We start from the raw sequence: 18901 nt of genomic DNA on the forward strand, positions 1-18901 counted from the left end.
TGATCCGGCCAAGGGGAAGGCCGGTTTTGGCGTAAAACCCGCTATGAAAACGCCTGATAGACCCGAACGGCGATATTGTTCAACTGATCGCGCGGCAGATCACCAACAAGGGCAAAGCGCAGGTTTTCGTCCTGCCAGTAGAAACTGTTGGTATCACCATCATTCTTGAATTCGAATTCGGCCATCCGGCTGTTGTCGCTGCGCACCGCAAACAGGGTGATGCGGGTGCCGTCGGCGTTTTCATACATGAATTGCGCGGCGGGGCCTTCGGTTGCAGACAACAGCCGACCGCCAACCAGTTCAAAGCCGTTGGCCGACAGATCGGGGGCGGACAGTTTTTCGCCCACGCGGTTTGACAGCCAGCGGATCAGCAGGTCTTCGTCATCGGCCCTGATTTCGACAGGGCGGTTCGGGTCGGCGGTGAAAACGGCGTGGGCGGCGATGGCCTCGGACACTAGGCCGGCCACCTGAATTTCGGTATTTTGCGGCGCAGCACCACGGCCCGCCCAGCCCAAGGCAATGCCAACGGCCATAATGGCAACCGAAGCCGCGATGGCCCGCCAAGGGGCGCGGTTGGTGTTGGCCACCGGCGCAATTTCGGGCAGCTCAATCGGCATGTCGGGGGCGGGGAACAGTGCGCGGATCGCGTCATTCTGCGCGGCCCAGTCGGCGACCTCTTCGGCGCGGTCCGGATTTTCGGCCAGATAGGCCTCGACCAGCGCCATATCGGCATCATCCAGTTGCCCGTCAACAAAGGCATGCAGCATTTCGGTTGTCACATTCGGTCGGGTCATGATGCCCCCTTCAGGTCGGCTGTTGGCGCATCGGCCATAAGTTCGCGTAATTTCGCCCGTGCGCGGCCAAGGCGGGACATCAGCGTGCCCAGCGGCACATTCAGGGCAACGGCTGCCTGTTTATAGCTAACGCCGCCCAGCACAATCAGCAAAAGCGCCTCGCGTTGGTCATCGGGCAGTTTTTTCATGGCGCGGGCGGTTTGTGATAGTGCCAGTTTCTGGTCCAGCGCATCGGGGGCGGCCGGATCATGGTGCATATCATCCATCGCTACCAGTTGCGGGCGGCGTGATTGGGTGCGCAGCTGATTGCGGTAAAGATTCAGAAGCATTTTCATCAACCACGGTTTCAAGGCGCCGGTCTGTTTCCACAAATCGCGTTTGCGCAGGGCACGTTCGGCGCAATCCTGCACCAGATCGTCGGCCATATTCCGGTCACGGGTCAGGGCATAGGCATAACGCCAGAGATCGGGCAGGCAATCCTGTAGCTGGGAGCGAAATTCAGGCATGGTATCCATTCAATTCGGGTAGCCCCAAGGACGGGACCACCCATTGCCTTACCCTAGGGGACAGGTTTAGGGCTTGGCAATATGCCACACACCTTTGACGCCGTCACCGGTGACATCGCCAGGTTTTTTGTCTTTGATCCATGTGTAAAGCGGCATGCCGTTCACGGCCCATTGTTTCGAGCCATCCGCACGGGTAACGACGGAAAACTGGCCTTCACCTTGGGCCTTGGCAGGGGCCATCAACGGGGGCCATTTTGCTGCACAACCATCGTTGCAGTTGGAAACGCCCTTGGCATCCTTGTCGAAGGTATACAGTGTCATGCCTTTGGCATCGCTGTATACTTTGCCGCTATCCGTGGTGACAACATGGATGGTGGCTTGCGGCGCGTGGGCGGCGGCAAATGCGCCACCTGCGAACAGGGTGGTGGTGAGTGCAGTTGCGATCAAAAGGGATTTGAACATTGGGTTCTCCTAAAGGTTTCAATTGGCCGGTGTTTGTGATCCGGCATATAAGAAACACACCGCACAGAGGCGGTTTAATCCCGACAAAGACAATTAATTATGGAAATCGCGATAAATCAGTATGTTAGAACCGGAATTAATTATATGTAACAAACCTTCACAGGGTTTTTTATCGACTTGGCGTGGTTTGGCGGGCAATCATTAATAAATGATCGGAATAAAACGCATAAAGCGCTGGCTGGGTCTTGGGCCAGACATCGAGCAATCGCCCGCTTTGCCGTCACGCGGTCGGGTGGATCATGTGATTATCTTTGACGGCACTATGTCCACGCTTAAGGCAGGATGCGAAACCAACGCAGGACTGGCCTATAAGCTGCTGCACGAAATGGCCTCCTCGCAACATCTGTCACTGCGCTATGAACACGGGCTGCAATGGCACAATTGGCGGCACACGTGGGATGTGATCAACGGCAAGGGGATCAACCGGCAGATCAGGCGGGCTTACGGGTTTTTGGCCAGCCGATACCGCCCCGGGGACCGGATTTTCCTGCTGGGGTTTTCGCGCGGGGCCTTTGCGGCGCGATCATTGGCGGGGGTGATCGACCGGCTGGGATTGCTGACGCAAGAACAGGCAACCGTGCGCAATGTGCGCCAGCTATACCGCCATTACCAATGTTCGGCGGACAGTGACGCGGCGCGGCTGTTTGCGGCGGCCCATTGCCACAAAGGTGTTAAAATCGAAATGGTCGGGGTCTGGGATACAGTCATGGCGCTGGGCCTGCGCTGGCCGGTTTTATGGCGCTGGACCCAGCCGCAACATGCGTTCCACAGCCGCCACCTTGGCCATAGCGTGCGGCACGGGTTCCACGCGCTGGCGATGGATGAAACCCGTCTGGCTTTTGCGCCGGTGATGTGGGAAAGCCGCGCCAACTGGGTTGGTGTGATGGAGCAAATGTGGTTTCGCGGATGCCACAGCGATATCGGCGGCAATCTGGGCGGGTTTGATGCGGCAAGGCCGCTGTCAAACATCCCGCTGGTCTGGATGCTGGAAAAAATGGAGGGCTGCAATGTGCGTTTCCCCGAGGGTTGGCAAGCGCGGTTTGAACAGGATGCCGAGGCCTCGATGGTCGGATCATGGCGCGGCTGGGCCAAGCTGTTCCTGTGGCGCCGCCGCCGCGTGATCGGGCGCGATGCAAGCGAACGGATACACCCCACAGCACGGGGTCATAAATACGCAAACAAAGGAAACCCTGTCCGCCCATAACCGGACCCCTGTTTCTTTTTCGCCCAAATATCCCCGCCGGAGGCATCAAACCTTTATGTGTCTAGGCAACATTCTCCAGCGAAACCGCAGGCGTCACCCCCAGCGCATGACAAATATCTCGGGTCAGGGCAGGGCGGTTCAGGGTGTAGAAATGCAAATCCTCGACCCCGCCATCAATCAGATCGCTGCATAATTCGGTGCAAACGGCGGTGGACAACAGATCGGTGCGCCCGTCGCGGATGGCTTTGGTAAACGCGTCATCCAGCCAGGTCGGGATCGACGCCCCGCAACCGGCGGCAAATTTTTTGATCCCGGTCCAGCTGGTGATCGGCATGATCCCCGGAATGATCGGCGCATCGATACCGGCCTTTTCGCAGGCATCGCGAAACCGGAAAAAAGTTTCCGCCTCAAAGAAAAACTGGGTGATCGCACTGCTGGCGCCTGCATCGATCTTGCGTTTCAGCCATTCCACATCGGCTGCCGTATCGGGGCTTTCGGGGTGCGGTTCGGGATAAGCGCCAACGCGGATGTTGAATTTGCCGGTTTCGGCCAGCGTTTCAACCAGCTCGATCGAACTGGTGAACCCGCCCTCGACAGGTTTGAACCCGTCGGCCCCCTTGGGGGCATCGCCGCGCAGGGCAACGATATCGGTCACGCCCGCCTTGGCGTATTTGTCGGCAATCGCCAGAATTTCATCGCGGGTGGAATTGATACAAGTCAGATGCGCCGCCACCTTCAGCCCGTAATTGTTCTGGATGGTGGTCACGGCCTCGTGCGTCAGATCCCGTGTGGTGCCGCCCGCTCCGTAAGTGACGGATACGAAATTCGGGTTCATCGGCGCCAGCACCTGCACGGTGTCCCACAGGCGAAACGATGCCTCGAGCGATTGCGGCGGGAAAAATTCAAAGCTGATGCGGGGCGTGGCCATACCGGATTCCTTTTTGCTTGAGCGCCCTTTTCGCATATGGCAAACTGTGAAACAAATTCATAATACTCAAGATTAATATGAGGTTTGTAACATAATGCACTTGGAACTCCGCCACTTGCGCACGATCAAAGCCATTCACGAGGCCGGTGGGCTGGCCCGTGCGGCCGAGGTGATGAACATCACCCAATCGGCCCTTAGCCACCAGATCAAGGGGCTTGAGGAACAGACGCAGGTTGAACTTTTTATCCGCCGTTCCAAACCTTTACGCCTGTCCGCCGCCGGTATGCGCCTGTTGGCGCTGGCCGAACGGGTGCTGCCGGAAATCGAGGCGATCGAGCAGGATTTTGAGGGGCTTAATAGTGGCCGCGCCGGGCGCTTGCATATCGCGATTGAATGTCACGCCTGTTTTGAATGGCTGTTTCCGGTTTTAGAAGAATTTCGCAAGGCCTGGCCGGATGTCGATGTCGATATACGCGCCGGTCTGTCGTTCGACGCGCTGACGGCTTTGCAAAAGGAACAGGTCGATCTGGTGATTTCCTCGGACCCCGAGGAATTAACCGGTGTCGAATTTTCCCCATTGTTCGATTATGAACCGGTGTTCGTTGCGGCCGCGAAAAACCCGCTGGCAGAAAAACCCTATATCGAGGCCAGGGATTTCCGCGATCAAACCCTGATCACCTATCCGGTGGACCGCAGCAAACTGGATGCTTTTACCGAATTGCTGGGGCCGGCCAAGGTGGAACCGGCGGCCATCCGTCAGGTGGAACTGACCGCCGTTATCCTGCTTTTGGTGGCCTCGAACCGGGGTGTGACCGTATTGCCGGATTGGGTGGTGCGTGATGTCAGATACAATTCGGATTACATCACCCGCCGCCTGACAAAAGACGGATTAACCCGCAGATTATATGCAGCCATCCGCAACGAGGACGCCGCCAAACCCTATATGGCCCATTTTATCCGGTTGGGGCGTTCAATTCCTGTTAAATTGCAACGAGGGGCGCTCATATCTAGCTAAAATAGCATTTTTGGACGTTTAGCGCTGAAAAATGGCCCAAAATAGCAACTAAAGTCTATTTTTTGCCGTATTCAATTAATATGAAGCATACATATCAAGTGTACTATGGGTTTCTGCTACTGGAAGGTCTCTGTTTCTAAAGGAATAGGTTATGCCAACAACATTTAATGTAATTAGTTTGGGTGTGTTATCGGATATTGATACCACAGAAGGAAATAACACAGCAGAAGGTGCTTCCAATCTGGTTGGAATGACTTTCGGTAGTGCGGGCAATGCGCTTGTGAATAATTTTGTTACGATGTCATCAGTTGGTAATCCAGGATCCTACTATGATATGGATAACAACCCGTCCGAGCAGTTTTCGATCAACGGTGGCGCCCCGCAAACTTTTGATGGCACCGCAATCTATAATGCGACAATCACATATATTGATGGAACGACGGCAACCATAACGGCAGTTGTCTATCAGGATGTGAACGGTAATACCTATCTTGCACCGGAATACTCGGCAAATGCAGACCAGACTGCACTGGAAGCCGGGGCAATCCGTTCAATATCCTTGGATAGTTTAGCGGGTAATATTTTCAGTGGCATGACAACCAGCCGCCAAACCTGGAATTATGTGACCTGTTTTGTGCGTGGAACGAAAATTGAAACAGCAAGCGGGTCTGTTGCTGTCGAAGATCTGGGCGCAGGTGATTTGATCCGCACTGTAGACAACGGATTGCAACCTTTGCGCTGGATTGGGCGCCGGACTGTTCCGGCTGAAAACGCATTTGCCCCCATTCTGATCCGCAAGGGGGCGTTGGGAAACACAGACGATTTGCGCGTGTCACCGCAGCACCGGATTTTGCTTTCCGGCTGGCGTGCCGAAATGCATCTGGGCATGACCGAAGTGCTGGCACCTGCCAAGGCATTGATAAACGGGGAAACTATTCTGCGCGAAACAGGGGGCGAGGTCGAGTATTTCCACATCATGTTTGATCAGCATGAACTGGTTTTTGCCGCTGGAATCGAATCCGAAAGCTTCCATCCTGGTGATATGGGCTGGAACGCATTAACCGAGGAAGCTCGCGAAGAAATTCTGACCCTGTTCCCCGAATTGCGTGACGAAGGCTTCAAAGCGTATGGCGCCACAGCCCGTCCGACAATCAAGTCGCGCGAAGTGCAAATGCTATCCTAGAATTCGCACTTATGCGCCCTTGTGCGTATGGCGCAGGGGTGTATATACGGCTTCTTGAAAAATAGGAGCCGACCGATGCCGATGAGTGCCAATCTTAACCTGATGATCAAAGCCGCACGCGCGGCCGGTCGTTCGCTGTCAAAAGATTTTCGCGAGGTCGAGAACCTGCAGGTTTCCCTGAAGGGGGCCGGTGATTTCGTTTCCAAAGCCGATTTTGCCGCCGAAGAAATCATCCGCGAACAACTGACCGAGGCGCGCCCGACCTATGGCTGGGTGGGCGAAGAAACCGGCGTGACCAAGGGCGATGACCCGACGCGGCGCTGGATTGTCGATCCGCTGGATGGCACCACCAATTTCCTGCACGGGATGCCGCATTGGGCTGTTTCGATCGCGCTGGAGCACAAAGGCGAGGTTGTCGCCGGTGTGGTTTACGATCCAACCAAGGACGAGATGTTCTTTGCCGAAAAAGGGCAGGGCGCGTGGATGAACGAAAGCCGGATGCGGGTTTCGGGCCGCCGCCGCCTGTCGGAATGTGTGTTTGCAACCGGCCTGCCGTTTAGCGGTCGGGCCGATTTGCCGCAAACCTTGCAGGAACTGGCGCGGATATTGCCGGCAACCTCGGGCGTGCGGCGCTGGGGATCTGCGTCACTGGATCTGGCCTATGTGGCGGCTGGCCGCTATGACGGTTTCTGGGAACGTGGCCTGAACCTGTGGGATATTGCCGCCGGTGTGGTGATTGTCCGTGAGGCTGGCGGCATGATCGAACCATTGCGCAAGGAGCGCGATATACTGGCGGATGGTGAAGTTATCTGCGCCAATGAGCCGATTTTCGAGCAGTTCGCTAAAATCATTCGCGAGAAGTGATGCTCACCCCTGCATGATGGCGATCATCACCGGAAAGGCGAAGATCGCAATCACCAGTTGCCAGTTCAGGATAATCGCATACAGCTCGGCATCGCCTCCCATCTGGCGGGCGATGATATAGCCGTTGGTGGCCGTCGGTGTGGCCACAACCAGCATGGCGCAAAGGGTTTCCATCGGGGCCAGCCCGAAGGATTGCGCCAGAAAGAACACCAGTGCCGGTGCCACGATGGCCTTGATGGCAACCGCCCAGATGATTTTCCAGTTCAGATAAAACAGCCGTCGCATGTTGAACCCCGCGCCGACGCAAAGCAATCCCACCGCAAGGGCCGCACGGCCGGTCATTTCCAGCATTGTGTCCACCGGCGCGGGGATCGGGATCTTGCCGATATTCAGGGCCAGACCCAGAACCGAGGCAATGATCAACGGGTTCAGGGCGATCGTTTTTAACACCTTCCAGACCGAAAACCGCCCCGCAAGCATCGTAGCAAGGGCGGCAATATTTATGATGTTGATGAAAGGGATAAGAAAGGCCATTGCGATTGTGATGGTGGTTAATCCCGAAGGTCCGAACAGTTGCGCCGCCACGGGCAGGGTGATCAGTGCATTCCATCGGGTAACGGCCTGAAACATCGAGGATAACTGCGGATTGCCCAAAGCCTGTTTGGGCAGGGCGACACGCAATATCAGGGTAAGTATTCCCGCAACTGTGAATGCCAGCAGCATAGTTGCTACGTAAAAGCCGGAAGATTTCAGCGTCATGTCTGAATGGGCGATCGAGCGGATGATCAAGGCGGGGATCAATATCCGGAAACTCAGTTTTTCCAGCCCTGTCCAGTCGTTTGCGGCCAGCCAGCCGGTCTTGGCAATCACCTGCCCGAGGGCCACCAGCAGGACCAGCGGCAACACTATCAGAAAAACCTCTGTCATCTCAGGTCTTGCGGTCCGACGGGTGGTTTACCCCGTCACTCCACGGCACTTCGCCCAGATCGCGCGGGTTGATCCCTTCGATCGCGCCGACGTTGACGCCGTATTCATCCGGGTTCGAGCGGCGCTGGTGGTGGGTATAGATACCACAGACGGAACAGAAGTAGTGTTTGGCGGTATGTGTGCCCCAAGTGTATAGGGTTAGCTTGTCCGCGCCTTTCACTATTTCAACATCATCAAGCAAGGCAGTGACTGCAATCGCCCCTCTTCTTCTACAAAACGAACAATCGCAGCGCTGCGCCGTATTCAGACCATTTGCCAGTTTCACCTGCAGTTCAACCGCGCCGCAATGGCATGTCAGCTTGTGTTTTGTCATCTACGCCTCGTAATTTTCGGGATGCGGCTGGGGGATAGTTTATACTTGGCTTCGGGGTGGGGCGGATGGCCGTGGGTTCTGTCCCAGAACACCTTGCCGCCCAGCCGTTGCCACACAGGCAGGGTCAGTAAAATGCCGGCGATAAAGCCGCCCGCGTGCTCCCAATAGGCCACGCCACCCATGCTGGAATCCGCGATTGCTCCGTTAAGAACCTGCAAGCCGAACCAGATCCCCAACATCACCCAAGCTGGGATTGCAAAGATGCGAAAGAACACCACAAAGATAAACAGGATGTCGATCTTTGCCTTTGGAAACAGCAACAGATAGCCGCCCATCACACCGGCAATCGCCCCCGAGGCCCCCACCACCGGCACCGGTGAATGTGGCGCGGTCAGGATTTGCGTCATACCGGCCGCCAGCCCCACAGCGAAATAGAACAGAAAATAGCCGATATGGCCCAACTGTTCCTCCATATTGTCGCCGAAGATCCACAGGAACAGCATATTGCCCACCAGATGCATGAAACCACCGTGCAGGAACATTGACGTGACCAGCGAATAGTAATGGTCGCCGCGGCTGACAATCTCGGGCACCAGCGCCCAGTTGTAGAAAAACTGGTTAATGATGCGCGGGTTTTCCAGATTGCCCCAGTAGGACAGGAACACCAGAATATTCACTGCCATCAGCGCATAGGTGACGTAGGGCGTTTTCAGGGACGGGTTATGATCGCGAATAGGAAACATGCGATAAAGGTTGCCGATGCGGGGCGGGGGGTCAAGGGCGGTCTGACAAAGATTTGATTGGCGTCGTGGCGGGGGCTGGTTCAAACTTGCCCTAACGATAGATTTTGTCGTGCGAAAGGTAGTGTGATGAATAAGTATTTGACCGGTTTGTTGGCCTCTTTGGCTATTTCAGGGGCGGTTCAGGCCTCGGCGGAAACGTTGAAATTCGACAAATCCTGGGCGGAACAGGGGTTCCTGCGCTTGTGGACCAATGATTACGGTCTGAAGGGGCGTCAGTTGCAGGTGTCCTCGGACGGGACGGTTTCGATGTTGTACCGGTCGGTGCCAAAATCGGCCTGGGGCTCGAAAATGGCATCATGGGGCTGGTCGGTGGCAAAATCTGTTGTGGCCACGGATCTGACCCGCAAGGGCGGGGACGATCGCAATCTGGCGATCTATTTTGTGTTTATGGATGCAAAAGATGCCGACAGGCTGTCTGGTGCATCTATCCGGAAGGTGCTGAAAAATTCCAGCACAAAGGCGCTGGTTTATGTCTGGGGCGGCGATTACCCGCGCGGCAAAATCCTGTACAGCCCCTATGGGCCGAACAAGTTGAAAACCGTAATCAGCCGCAGGGCGGGCAAGGGCGCGTTCAACGAAAATGTTGATCTGGCCGCCGATTACCAGCGTGCCTTTGGCGCCAATTCCGGTGTGCTGGTCGGCGTCGGCATTTCTGCCGATAGTGATGACACCGACGGGATGATCAGTGCCACCATCAAGGATCTGAAGGTTTTCTGATCACTACTCCATTGCCGCCAGCAATGCCGCGTTGCCGCCGGAGGCAGTGGTGTCCACGCAGGTGTGGCGCTCGATTGTGACATGGGCTTTGTCGGGCATTGTGGTGATCAGCGGCAGGATCGGCCCGTTCCGCCGCGCCAATGCGCAGCCGTAAGCGCGGGCCTTGTCCGTATCCCCCCACCAGAGCGCGCCGGAAAATCCGTGAAGGGTTTCCAGTGCTTGCGGGTCCAATCCACAAACCGGAACGGCCACGCCCCCCAGTTCGCGCACCGCTTCGGCCTGTTGTTCTGCGGCTTGTCGCGTCGGGCCAAGGCACAGCAGCGGCGGGCGGCTGTGATAGGTTAGCCGGTTGGATTCCCCCGTTGGCCCGGGCAGGTCAACCGCCGCGATTTCGCCGCTGTCCAACGCCACCCCGTCTATCAACATCTGCACGTCTGCGGCATCTATCCACTCGCCCGCATCCTCAACCTCGGGCGTTTCATGCTGCAGGAACCGCAACAGGTATTCTTCACCTCCCGCTTTTGGCCCCGTGCCGGATAATCCTTCCCCACCAAAGGGTTGTGAGCCAACCACCGCGCCGATCTGGTTGCGGTTCACATAGATATTGCCCGCCTGCAACCGCTCGACCACATGCTGCACCCTGTCGTCAATCCGCGTGTGCAGCCCGAATGTCAGCCCGTAGCCGCTGGCGTTGATATCCCCGATCACCCGATCCAAACCATCGGCCCTGAACGTCGCGATATGCAGCACCGGCCCGAATATTTCGCGCTCCATTTCGCCAATCCCGTCCACCCGCAGCAGGGTCGGCGGCACGAAATGCCCTGCGTTCGGGCGCGCAAGCTGCTTGATCACGCGCCCTTCGGTTTTGGCCGCCGCGATATAGGCGTCAATGCCCGCCTGTGCCTCGTCATCGATCACCGGTCCCACATCGCAGGACAAATCCCAAGGGCCGCCGACCGTCAATTCATCCATCGCGCCCGTCAGCATCTTTGTGAACCCTTTGGCGATGTCCTCTTGCACATACAAACAGCGCAGGGCCGAACACCGCTGCCCCGCCGACTGGAACGCGCTTTGCACCACATCGCGCACGGCCTGTTCGGGCAGGGCGGTGGAATCAACGATCATCGCATTCAGCCCGCCGGTTTCCGCGATCAGCGGCGCGCCGGGGGTCAGGTTTTTGGCCATCGCGCGGCGGATCATTTGGGCTGTGTCGGTCGAGCCGGTGAAACAGACCCCGCCCACACGTGCATCCGAGGTCAGCGCCGCGCCGATGCGCCCGTCGCCGGGCAACAGTTGTAGCGTATGGGGCGGAACGCCGGCCTTGTGCAACAACGACACCGCGAAATGGGCGATCAGCGGGGTTTGTTCGGCGGGTTTGGCCAAGGTGGCGTTGCCAGTGGCCAAAGACGCCGCGATCTGGCCGGTGAAAATGGCCAGCGGGAAGTTCCACGGCGAAATGCAGATGAATACGCCGACCGGCGGGGTGTCGTGGTTTTGCGCCTGTGCCGCGTAATAGCGAAGGAAATCCACCGCTTCGCGCAATTCGCTGACGGCATCCGGCAGGGTTTTTCCGGCCTCGCGCGCCATCAGGGCAAAGAACGGGCCGAAGTTTTCCTGATAGAGATCAGCGGCGCGGTTCAGAATTTCGGCCCGTTCCAGTGCAGGCACATCCCAGATACAGGCCGCGTCCAAAGCCTTGTCAACATCCCCTGTCGTGGCCCATGTCACGTGCCCGACGACATCGTCGGCATCGGCGGGGTTTTGCACCGGTTCGGATGGCCCGTCTGGCGTGTGGTCCGCGATCAGCGGGGCCGAGGTGAACGCGTGATCCCGATATGCGCCGCGTGCCTTGTCTATCGCGGCTAAAGTCGGCCCGTCCGCCAGATCCCAGCCTTTGGAATTCCGCCGCTCGGGCAGGAACAATTCCGGCCCGCGTTTGATCGCCACCGGCGATAGATCAGCGGCGAAAGGATCACCCGCGACCACCTCGGGCGGCACGTCTTCATCGACAATCTGGTTCACAAAGGACGAATTCGCGCCGTTCTCCAGCAGGCGGCGCACCAGATAGGCCAGCAGATCGCGATGCGCGCCAACGGGGGCGTAAATCCGGCAACGGGTGCCCTCGGACTCCAGCACAATGTCGTGCAACCGCTCACCCATGCCATGCAGCCGCTGAAACTCGTAACTGTGGGAATTATCAGCCATTTCCAGAATGGCAGAGACAGTGTGGGCGTTATGGGTGGCGAATTGCGGATAGATCCGGTCCACCATCCCCAGCAGTTTGCGCGCGTTGGCGATATAGGAAATATCGGTCGCGGCCTTGCGGGTGAACACAGGGAACCCCGGCGCCCCGATCACCTGTGCATGCTTGATTTCGCTGTCCCAATAGGCGCCCTTCACCAACCGCACCATGATGCGCCGGTCCAGCCGTTCCGACAGCGCATAGAGCCAGTCAATCACCCCGCTGGCCCGTGGCCCGAAGGCTTGCACAACCACGCCAAAGCCGTCCCATCCGGCCAATGACGGATCGGACAGAACCGCCTTGATCACGTCCAGCGACAGGGCCAGCCGATCGGCCTCTTCCGCGTCGATGTTGAACCCCATACCCGCCGATTTTGCCAAGCCCGCCAGGGCGCGCACCCGTGGCACCAGTTCGGCCATCACGCGACCCTTTTGTGCCACCTCGTAACGCGGATGCAGCGCCGAGAGTTTCACCGAAATGCCGGGGTTCTGGCGGGTGTCGGCATGGGGGCAGGCATTGGCAATCGAGGTAATCGCCTGTGAATAGGCCAGATGATACCGCCGCGCATCGTCCTCGGTGCGGGCCGCTTCGCCCAGCATGTCGTAGGAATAGGTATAGCCCTTGGCCTCCATCCCCGCAGCGCGTTTCATCGCCTTGTGAATATCCTCGCCCAGCACGAACTGGCGCCCCATCTCCCGCATGGCGCGGGCCACCGCGTTGCGGATCACCGGTTCGCCCAGCCGTTTCACCGCTCCGCGCAGATGGCCCGCAATGCCCGGTTCGCGATCCTCCAGCACCTTGCCGGTCAGCATCAATGCCCAGGTCGAAGCATTGACAAGGGACGACGAAGATTTGCCCAGATGTTTGCCCCAATTGGACGGTGCGATCTTGTCCTCGATCAGCGCGTCGATGGTGCTGGCATCGGGCACCCGCAGCAGGGCTTCGGCCAGACACATCAGCGCGATGCCTTCGTCTGTCGACAGCCCGTATTCGGCCAGAAAAACTTCCATCAAACCGGGGCGGGCGGATGCGCGGATGTCACGCACCAATGCGGTGGCGCGGGTGGCGATGGCGCGGCGGGCCTTTGGTGACAGGGCGGCCTGATTGATCAGGTCTTGCAGGGCTGCATCCTCGTCAGCGTAAAGATTGGCGTCAATGCGGGTGCGAAGTTCGTTCAGCATGGCGTTATTTCCAGTGTTTGATGGCTGCCTGTTGGGCAAATATAAAAAACCGCAAGGCTTGAGAGGCGGTTGACTTGTGCCTATGATAACATGGAAATGCAGGGAATAATTCCTGAACAGATGTAAAGTGCAGGCAAAACGACTGAATGGAAGGTGAATATAGATGCAAATGACCTCACCCGAGCTTGACCGCTTTGACCGCGCCATCCTGCAGGTGATGGCCGCCGATGGCCGGATCAGCGTCACCGATCTGGCCTGTCGCATCGGCCTGTCCAAATCCCCGACACAGGCCCGTCTGAAACGGCTGGAGCAAGACGGCTATATCACCGGCTACCGCGCCATTCTGGACCCGATCCGCCTTGGTCTTGATCACGTTGCCTTTGTCGAGGTGCGCCTCTCCGACACCCGCGAGGCCGCGCTGTTGGCGTTCAACAAGGCGGTTGCCGAAATTCCCGAGATCGAGCAGTGTCACATGCTGGCCGCCAATTTTGATTATCTGCTGAAGGTGCGCGTGCGCGATATGGCCGCTTACCGCGCCGTGCTGGGCGAGAAAATATCGTCGCTGCCCCATGTGGCCAGCACCTCGACCTATGTGGCGATGCAGGCGGTGAAAGAGGGGATGTTATAGTGGTTGAAAACCCCCTTGCCCTTGGCAATTCAGCCGCTATTGTCGCGCAAGGTTTCGACCCGCATGCCCGCGTGGTGGAATGGTAGACACAAGAGACTTAAAATCTCTGGGCCGAACAGGCCGTGCCGGTTCGATCCCGGCCGCGGGTACCAAAACAGGATGCTGATCCTGTATCTTGTGATTATTCCCGTTTAGCTTAACTGCCCGTTCATGGTTTTGGGCCATTTATACCAAAGACTCCGGGGCGATGCGGTCGCTTTGTGGAATATGTTGGAATAGCGGGTGCAGCAATGGGCATGATGGAAATTGACGGGCTGACAAGTGATCGGTCATGGGATTGGGAAAACGGGTATTTCTGGTTCACCCACCCCTCCAGAATCAACAAATTTCTGGCCCATTACGAATTATACCAGATGATCCTGAACCTGCCTGGGGATGTGGTGGAAATGGGCGTGTTCAAAGGCGCGTCAATGGTGCGTTGGGCGACCTTTCGACAACTGCTGGAAAACAGCTATTCCCGCCGGATTATCGGCTTTGATACCTTTGACGAATTTCCCACCAAAGGGGTGGAACTGGATGTCGACCTGGACTTTATCGAAGGGTTCGCCGCACGGGCCGGTCGGGCGTTAAGCAAATCCCAGATCGAGGATGTGTTTCGCCGCAAGGGGTTTGAAAACATCGAACTGCTGGAAGGAAATGTGATGGATACCTTGCCGCAATTCGTGCAGAGGAATCCAGCCTGCCGGATTGCGTTGCTGCATCTGGATCTGAACGTCAAGGAGCCGACAGAATTCGCGCTCGAGGCGCTGTATGATCGTGTGGTGCCGGGCGGGTTGATCGTGATTGATGATTACACTTCCGTGGTCGGTGCGACCGAGGCGATTGACGATCTGGTGGTCGACAAGGGGCTGGAGATTGAAAAGCTGTCGTTCCATTCGGTGCCGGCGTTTATTCGCAAGCCGAAACCGGATTTCGAGGAGTTTTAGGGCTGGAATGACGAAGCCCCGCACTGGATGCGGGGCCTCTTGTTACTTATTGCAGCAGGTCCCGGATCAGGTCTGGGACAGCGTGTTGAGCTAGATGATGGCTTCGAACAGCGCCTTGGTGTTTTCGAAGGTCATCTTGACGGGGTTGCCGCCGGTGCTGGGATCTTTCAGCGCCATTTCTGTCAGCTCGTCAATGCGGTCGGTGCCGACCCCCATTTCCGACAGCTTGTGCGGGATTTTGAACGAGTCGTTGAAGTCCTGCACAAAGTCCTGAAAGCCGCTAAAGCCGCCCTCGATACCCAGATAGGCCGCTGCGGCGTCAAAGCGTTCGGCGATTACCGGCGCGTTCATTTTCAGAACCTCGGGCATGCAAACCGCGTTGGTGGTGCCGTGGTGGGTGTTGTAAACCGCACCAATCGGGTGGCTGAGCGCGTGAATGGCACCCAAACCTTTTTGGAACGCGGTTGCCCCCATGGCGGCGGCGGACATCATGTTGGCGCGGGCCTCGATATCGGTGCCATCGGCATAGGCACGCGGCAGGTATTCCTTGACCAGCCGCATCCCTTCCAGCGCGATCCCTTGCGACATCGGGTGGTAATGCGGGCTGGAATAGGCCTCGACACAATGGGCAAAGGCATCCAGACCCGTGCCCGCGGTAAAGAATTGCGGCATACCAACAGTCAGTTCGGCATCACAGATCACAATGGTCGGCAGCACCTTGGGGTGAAAAATGATCTTTTTCACATGTGTCACGCTATCGGTGATCACCGAAGCCCGGCCCACTTCCGAACCGGTGCCAGCCGTTGTCGGCACGGCGATGATCGGCGCAATCACATCGGGGTTGGCGCGGGTCCACCAGTCGCCCACATCCTCGAAATCCCAGATCGGGCGGGTTTGACCGGCCTGAAAGGCGATCATTTTGCCCAGATCCAGCGCCGAGCCACCACCAAAGGCGATCACCCCGTCATGGCCCCCCGAACGAAAGGCGATGATGCCTTCATCCAGGTTCTTTTCGGTCGGGTTGGCATCCACACCCGAGAACATGGCGCGGCCAAGGCCCGCGGCCTCCATCAAATCCAGCGTGTATGTGGTGATATCCAGTGATGCCAGTCCCTTGTCGGTGACCAGCAGCGGGTTGCCGATACCGGCCTGCTGGCAGGCGTCGGCGATTTCGGCAATCCGGCCAGCGCCGAAACGGATGTTGGTGGGGTAGGACCAGTTTGCAGTCAGTGTCATATCAAAGGGCCTTCTTCAGATGATAGGATTTGGGACGTGTCAGGTTGTGGTAGCCGATGATCGACAGCCCGCCGCCACGTCCGGTGTTTTTGCAGCCGGTCCAGCACAGGCCCGGATCGACGTAATCGGCACGGTTCATGAACACGGTACCGGTTTCCAGTTGATGGCCGATGGCTTCGGCGCGGTCAATATCGTTGGTCCACAGTGACGCCGTCAGGCCGAATTCGCTGTCATTCATCAGGGCGATGGCCTCGGCGTCGTCCTTGACCGGCATGATGCCGACGACAGGGCCAAAGCTTTCGTCGCGCATCACCCGCATGGAATGGTCCACATTCACCAGAATTTGCGGCATCAGATAGGCACCGCCGTCATCTTCGGGGAAATTGGCAGGGTCGATCAGCGGTTTGGCTCCGGCGGCAATCGCCTCGGCGGTCTGGTCGCGGACCTCTTGGGCGAAACGCACATGCGCCATCGGGCCAAGGGTGGTTTCCGGATCCAGCGGATCGCCCAGCTTGTAGCCATTGACGATCTCGACCGCCTTATTGACGAATTCGTCAAACAGGCTTTCCGCAACATAAATCCGCTCGATCCCGCAACAGCACTGGCCGGAGTTGAACATCGCACCGTCAATCAGCGTTTCAACGGCCGCGTCCAGATTGGCGTCTTCCATCACATAGCCGGGATCCTTGCCGCCCAGTTCCAGACCGATGCCGGTAAAGGTGCCAGCGGCGGCCATTTCCATCGCCACACCACCCCCGACCGAGCCGGTGAAATTGACAAAGCCGAAATTCTTGCCGGCAATCAGGGCCGACGTGGTGTCGTGACCCAGAAATACGTTCTGGAACACATCTTCGGGGATGCCGACAGCATGGAAAGCCTCGGCCATCCGTTCGCCCACCAGCGGGGTCTGGCTGGCGTGTTTCAGCAGCACAGCATTGCCGGAAATCAGGGCAGGGGCCACCGTATTGATTGCGGTCATGAAGGGGTAGTTCCACGGCGCAACCACCAGCACCAGACCGTAAGGTTCACGGGCGATGTAGCGTTTGAAATCGTCGGTTTCCTCGACATTCAGCGGCGCCAGTGCCTCTTTGGCGATCGAGGCCATATAGCTGGCGCGTTCGTTAAAGCCGGAAAATTCGCCGCCATAGCGCACGGGGCGACCCATCTGTTTGGCCAGCTCGGGCACGATTACATCGTTCATTTCCCCGACTTTGGCCACACCGGCCATCACCAGATCAATGCGTTCCTGCAACGGGCGCGACGCCCATTCCTTTTGCGCGGCTTTGGCGCGGGCAACGGCGGCGTTGGCCCGATCCATGCTGAGCAGCGGGCGTTCGACAAAAACCGATCCATCAATCGGCGAGATACATTTCAGTGTTTGTGTCATGGTTCAGGCTCTTTCAAATCCACGGGCGATTTCATAGTCGGTGACGACTTTATCAAATTCTTCCTGCTCCCATTTGGCAGCGCGAGTGTAGTGGTCAACCACATCATCCCCCAGTGCCTCGCGCAGCATTTTCGAGGCGCTCAGCGCCTCGCCGGCGTCGCGCAGGTTGGCGGGGATATGGTCAACATTCTTGGCGGCATAGGCGTCACCGGACAGCGGTGCGCCCAGTTCCAGACCTTCCTCGACCCCCTTCAGGCCAGCGGCCAGTTGGGCGGCCATTGTCAGATAGGGGTTCATGTCGGAGCCGCCAATGCGGCATTCTACCCGCACGGCTTTGGTGCCTTCGCCACACAGGCGGAAACCGGCGGTGCGGTTGTCAACAGACCATGCGGTGCCGGTGGGGGCGAATGTGCCCTTCTGGAAACGCTTGTAGCTGTTGATATAGGGGGCCAGGAAATAGGTGTAGTCGGGGGCGTATTTGATCATCCCCGCGATATAGCTGCGCATCAGGTCGGACATGCCGTGCGGTTTGTCCGCGTCATAAAACAGCGATGTGCCGTCTTTCCACAGGGATTGGTGAACGTGCGAAGACGAGCCGACCTTTTCGTGATGCCATTTGGGCAGGAAGGTCACGGCGTGGCCCTGTGCCCATGCAATTTCCTTGATCGCGTGTTTGGCAATCGTGTGGTGGTCGGCGCAATCCAGCGGCGCGCCGTATTTGATGTTCAATTCTTCCTGCCCTGCCTCGGCCTCGCCTTTGGAGCCTTCCACGGGCACACCGGCTGCAATCAGATGATTGCGGATCGGGCGCATGATGTGCTCTTCCTTGGTGGTTTGCAGGATGTGGTAATCTTCGTTGTATGCACTGATCGGTTGCAGATTCTGAAAGCCGTCAGCGCGGATTTCGTCAAAGGATTTCTCGAACAGGAAAAATTCCAGTTCGGTTGCCATCATCGCGTCCATGCCCATATCGGCCAGTCGCGCCAGTTGCTTTTTCAGCACCGCACGGGGGGAATGGGTGACGTCATTGCCGTGGTGATCCAGCACATCGCACAGCACCATTGCCGTGCCTTCCAGCCACGGGACGGGGCGCAGGGTGTCCAGATCGGGCTTCATGACATAATCGCCATAGCCGCTTTCCCAGCTGGTGCTGGCGTATCCGTCGGGCGTGGCCATTTCCAGATCGGTGGCCAGCAGATAGTTGCAGCAATGGGTTTCTTCCCATGCGCCATCGACGAAATATTGTGCCACCATGCGCTTGCCCATTAGGCGGCCCTGCATGTCGACCATCACGGCCAGAACCGTATCAATACTGCCATCGGCAACCTGTTTCTTTAGCGCATCAAAGGGAAGGGGGGCTGTCATAAGGGGACTCGCTTTTCGTCAAAAGGGTGCCCCGAAATGG

18 protein-coding genes and 1 tRNA gene are annotated in these 18901 nt (G+C 57.7%); 8 read left to right on the forward strand and 11 right to left on the reverse strand.

Going from position 1 to position 18901, the window contains the following annotated elements; translation table 11 throughout:
• Positions 1-41: 41 nt before the first annotated feature.
• The 3 genes from BAR1_RS03980 to BAR1_RS03990 form a co-directional block, all read right to left on the reverse strand.
• Complete coding sequence (locus BAR1_RS03980; protein ID WP_118941821.1) at positions 42-794, reverse strand: anti-sigma factor family protein; 753 nt, start codon at positions 792-794, stop codon at positions 42-44.
• Positions 791-1300: an RNA polymerase sigma factor gene (locus tag BAR1_RS03985; protein ID WP_118944334.1), complete on the reverse strand. Its 510-nt coding sequence runs from the start codon at positions 1298-1300 to the stop codon at positions 791-793. Before BAR1_RS03985 ends, BAR1_RS03980 begins: the two co-directional genes overlap by 4 nt.
• A gap of 66 nt (positions 1301-1366) precedes the next feature.
• Entirely contained in the window at positions 1367-1762 is a 396-nt protein-coding gene (locus BAR1_RS03990; protein ID WP_118941822.1) for a COG4315 family predicted lipoprotein, read from the reverse strand.
• A 208-nt stretch (positions 1763-1970) separates the two neighbouring features.
• On the opposite strand from BAR1_RS03990, the gene BAR1_RS03995 reads away from it, so the two are divergent.
• Complete coding sequence (locus BAR1_RS03995) at positions 1971-3026, forward strand: DUF2235 domain-containing protein (protein WP_118941823.1); 1056 nt, start codon at positions 1971-1973, stop codon at positions 3024-3026.
• Positions 3027-3087: 61 nt separating this feature from the next.
• Here the strand turns inward: BAR1_RS03995 and metF are convergent, their stop codons facing one another.
• Positions 3088-3954 (reverse strand): methylenetetrahydrofolate reductase [NAD(P)H], encoded by an 867-nt coding sequence (metF, locus tag BAR1_RS04000; RefSeq protein ID WP_118941824.1) that lies wholly within the window; start codon positions 3952-3954, stop codon positions 3088-3090.
• Between the two features lie 94 nt (positions 3955-4048).
• On the opposite strand from metF, the gene BAR1_RS04005 reads away from it, so the two are divergent.
• The 3 genes from BAR1_RS04005 to BAR1_RS04015 all read left to right on the forward strand — a co-directional run bounded on the left by BAR1_RS04005 (position 4049) and on the right by BAR1_RS04015 (position 7016).
• Complete coding sequence (locus BAR1_RS04005; RefSeq protein WP_118941825.1) at positions 4049-4969, forward strand: LysR family transcriptional regulator; 921 nt, start codon at positions 4049-4051, stop codon at positions 4967-4969.
• A 334-nt stretch (positions 4970-5303) separates the two neighbouring features.
• A complete protein-coding gene (locus tag BAR1_RS04010) occupies positions 5304-6152 on the forward strand; it encodes a Hint domain-containing protein (RefSeq protein ID WP_228408722.1) in 849 nt (282 codons plus the stop codon).
• Between the two features lie 75 nt (positions 6153-6227).
• Positions 6228-7016 (forward strand): inositol monophosphatase family protein, encoded by a 789-nt coding sequence (locus tag BAR1_RS04015; RefSeq protein ID WP_118941827.1) that lies wholly within the window; start codon positions 6228-6230, stop codon positions 7014-7016.
• 3 nt (positions 7017-7019) lie between these two features.
• On the opposite strand, the gene BAR1_RS04020 is transcribed toward BAR1_RS04015, so the two are convergent.
• From BAR1_RS04020 to BAR1_RS04030, 3 genes are read right to left on the reverse strand one after another with little or no spacing between them, the layout of a single operon-like run.
• Positions 7020-7943: an AEC family transporter gene (locus tag BAR1_RS04020; protein ID WP_118941828.1), complete on the reverse strand. Its 924-nt coding sequence runs from the start codon at positions 7941-7943 to the stop codon at positions 7020-7022.
• A gap of 1 nt (position 7944) precedes the next feature.
• A complete protein-coding gene (locus tag BAR1_RS04025) occupies positions 7945-8316 on the reverse strand; it encodes a GFA family protein (protein ID WP_118941829.1) in 372 nt (123 codons plus the stop codon).
• Entirely contained in the window at positions 8313-9059 is a 747-nt protein-coding gene (locus BAR1_RS04030) for a rhomboid family intramembrane serine protease (protein WP_118941830.1), read from the reverse strand. The genes BAR1_RS04025 and BAR1_RS04030 overlap by 4 nt, the downstream gene beginning before the upstream one ends.
• A 126-nt stretch (positions 9060-9185) precedes the next feature.
• Here BAR1_RS04030 and BAR1_RS04035 point away from each other — a divergent pair, with 126 nt between their 5' ends.
• Positions 9186-9836 (forward strand): DUF3047 domain-containing protein, encoded by a 651-nt coding sequence (locus BAR1_RS04035; RefSeq protein ID WP_118941831.1) that lies wholly within the window; start codon positions 9186-9188, stop codon positions 9834-9836.
• 3 nt (positions 9837-9839) lie between these two features.
• Here BAR1_RS04035 and putA read toward each other — a convergent pair whose 3' ends face one another.
• Positions 9840-13259 carry a bifunctional proline dehydrogenase/L-glutamate gamma-semialdehyde dehydrogenase PutA gene (gene putA, locus BAR1_RS04040; protein ID WP_118941832.1) on the reverse strand — a complete coding sequence of 1140 codons (3420 nt, stop codon included), beginning with the start codon at positions 13257-13259 and terminating at the stop codon, positions 9840-9842.
• A 163-nt stretch (positions 13260-13422) separates the two neighbouring features.
• Here putA and BAR1_RS04045 point away from each other — a divergent pair, with 163 nt between their 5' ends.
• The 3 genes from BAR1_RS04045 (at position 13423) to BAR1_RS04055 (ending at position 14873) form a co-directional block, all read left to right on the forward strand.
• Positions 13423-13887 carry an Lrp/AsnC family transcriptional regulator gene (locus BAR1_RS04045; protein WP_118941833.1) on the forward strand — a complete coding sequence of 155 codons (465 nt, stop codon included), beginning with the start codon at positions 13423-13425 and terminating at the stop codon, positions 13885-13887.
• Positions 13888-13952: 65 nt separating this feature from the next.
• Positions 13953-14039, forward strand: a tRNA-Leu gene (locus BAR1_RS04050).
• Positions 14040-14177: 138 nt separating this feature from the next.
• Positions 14178-14873 carry a TylF/MycF/NovP-related O-methyltransferase gene (locus BAR1_RS04055; protein WP_118941834.1) on the forward strand — a complete coding sequence of 232 codons (696 nt, stop codon included), beginning with the start codon at positions 14178-14180 and terminating at the stop codon, positions 14871-14873.
• 90 nt (positions 14874-14963) lie between these two features.
• Here the strand turns inward: BAR1_RS04055 and BAR1_RS04060 are convergent, their stop codons facing one another.
• Genes BAR1_RS04060 through BAR1_RS04070 form a run of 3 tightly spaced genes read right to left on the reverse strand, consistent with a single transcriptional unit; the run spans position 14964 to position 18861 of the window.
• Complete coding sequence (locus tag BAR1_RS04060) at positions 14964-16109, reverse strand: iron-containing alcohol dehydrogenase (protein ID WP_118941835.1); 1146 nt, start codon at positions 16107-16109, stop codon at positions 14964-14966.
• 1 nt (position 16110) lies between these two features.
• Positions 16111-17496 (reverse strand): aldehyde dehydrogenase family protein, encoded by a 1386-nt coding sequence (locus tag BAR1_RS04065; RefSeq protein ID WP_118941836.1) that lies wholly within the window; start codon positions 17494-17496, stop codon positions 16111-16113.
• Positions 17497-17499: 3 nt separating this feature from the next.
• A complete protein-coding gene (locus BAR1_RS04070) occupies positions 17500-18861 on the reverse strand; it encodes a glutamine synthetase family protein (protein WP_118941837.1) in 1362 nt (453 codons plus the stop codon).
• Between the last annotated feature and the right edge of the window lie 40 nt (positions 18862-18901).

Origin of the sequence: Profundibacter amoris (assembly GCF_003544895.1) — a bacterium.
GTDB classification, from domain to species: Bacteria; Pseudomonadota; Alphaproteobacteria; order Rhodobacterales; family Rhodobacteraceae; genus Profundibacter; species Profundibacter amoris.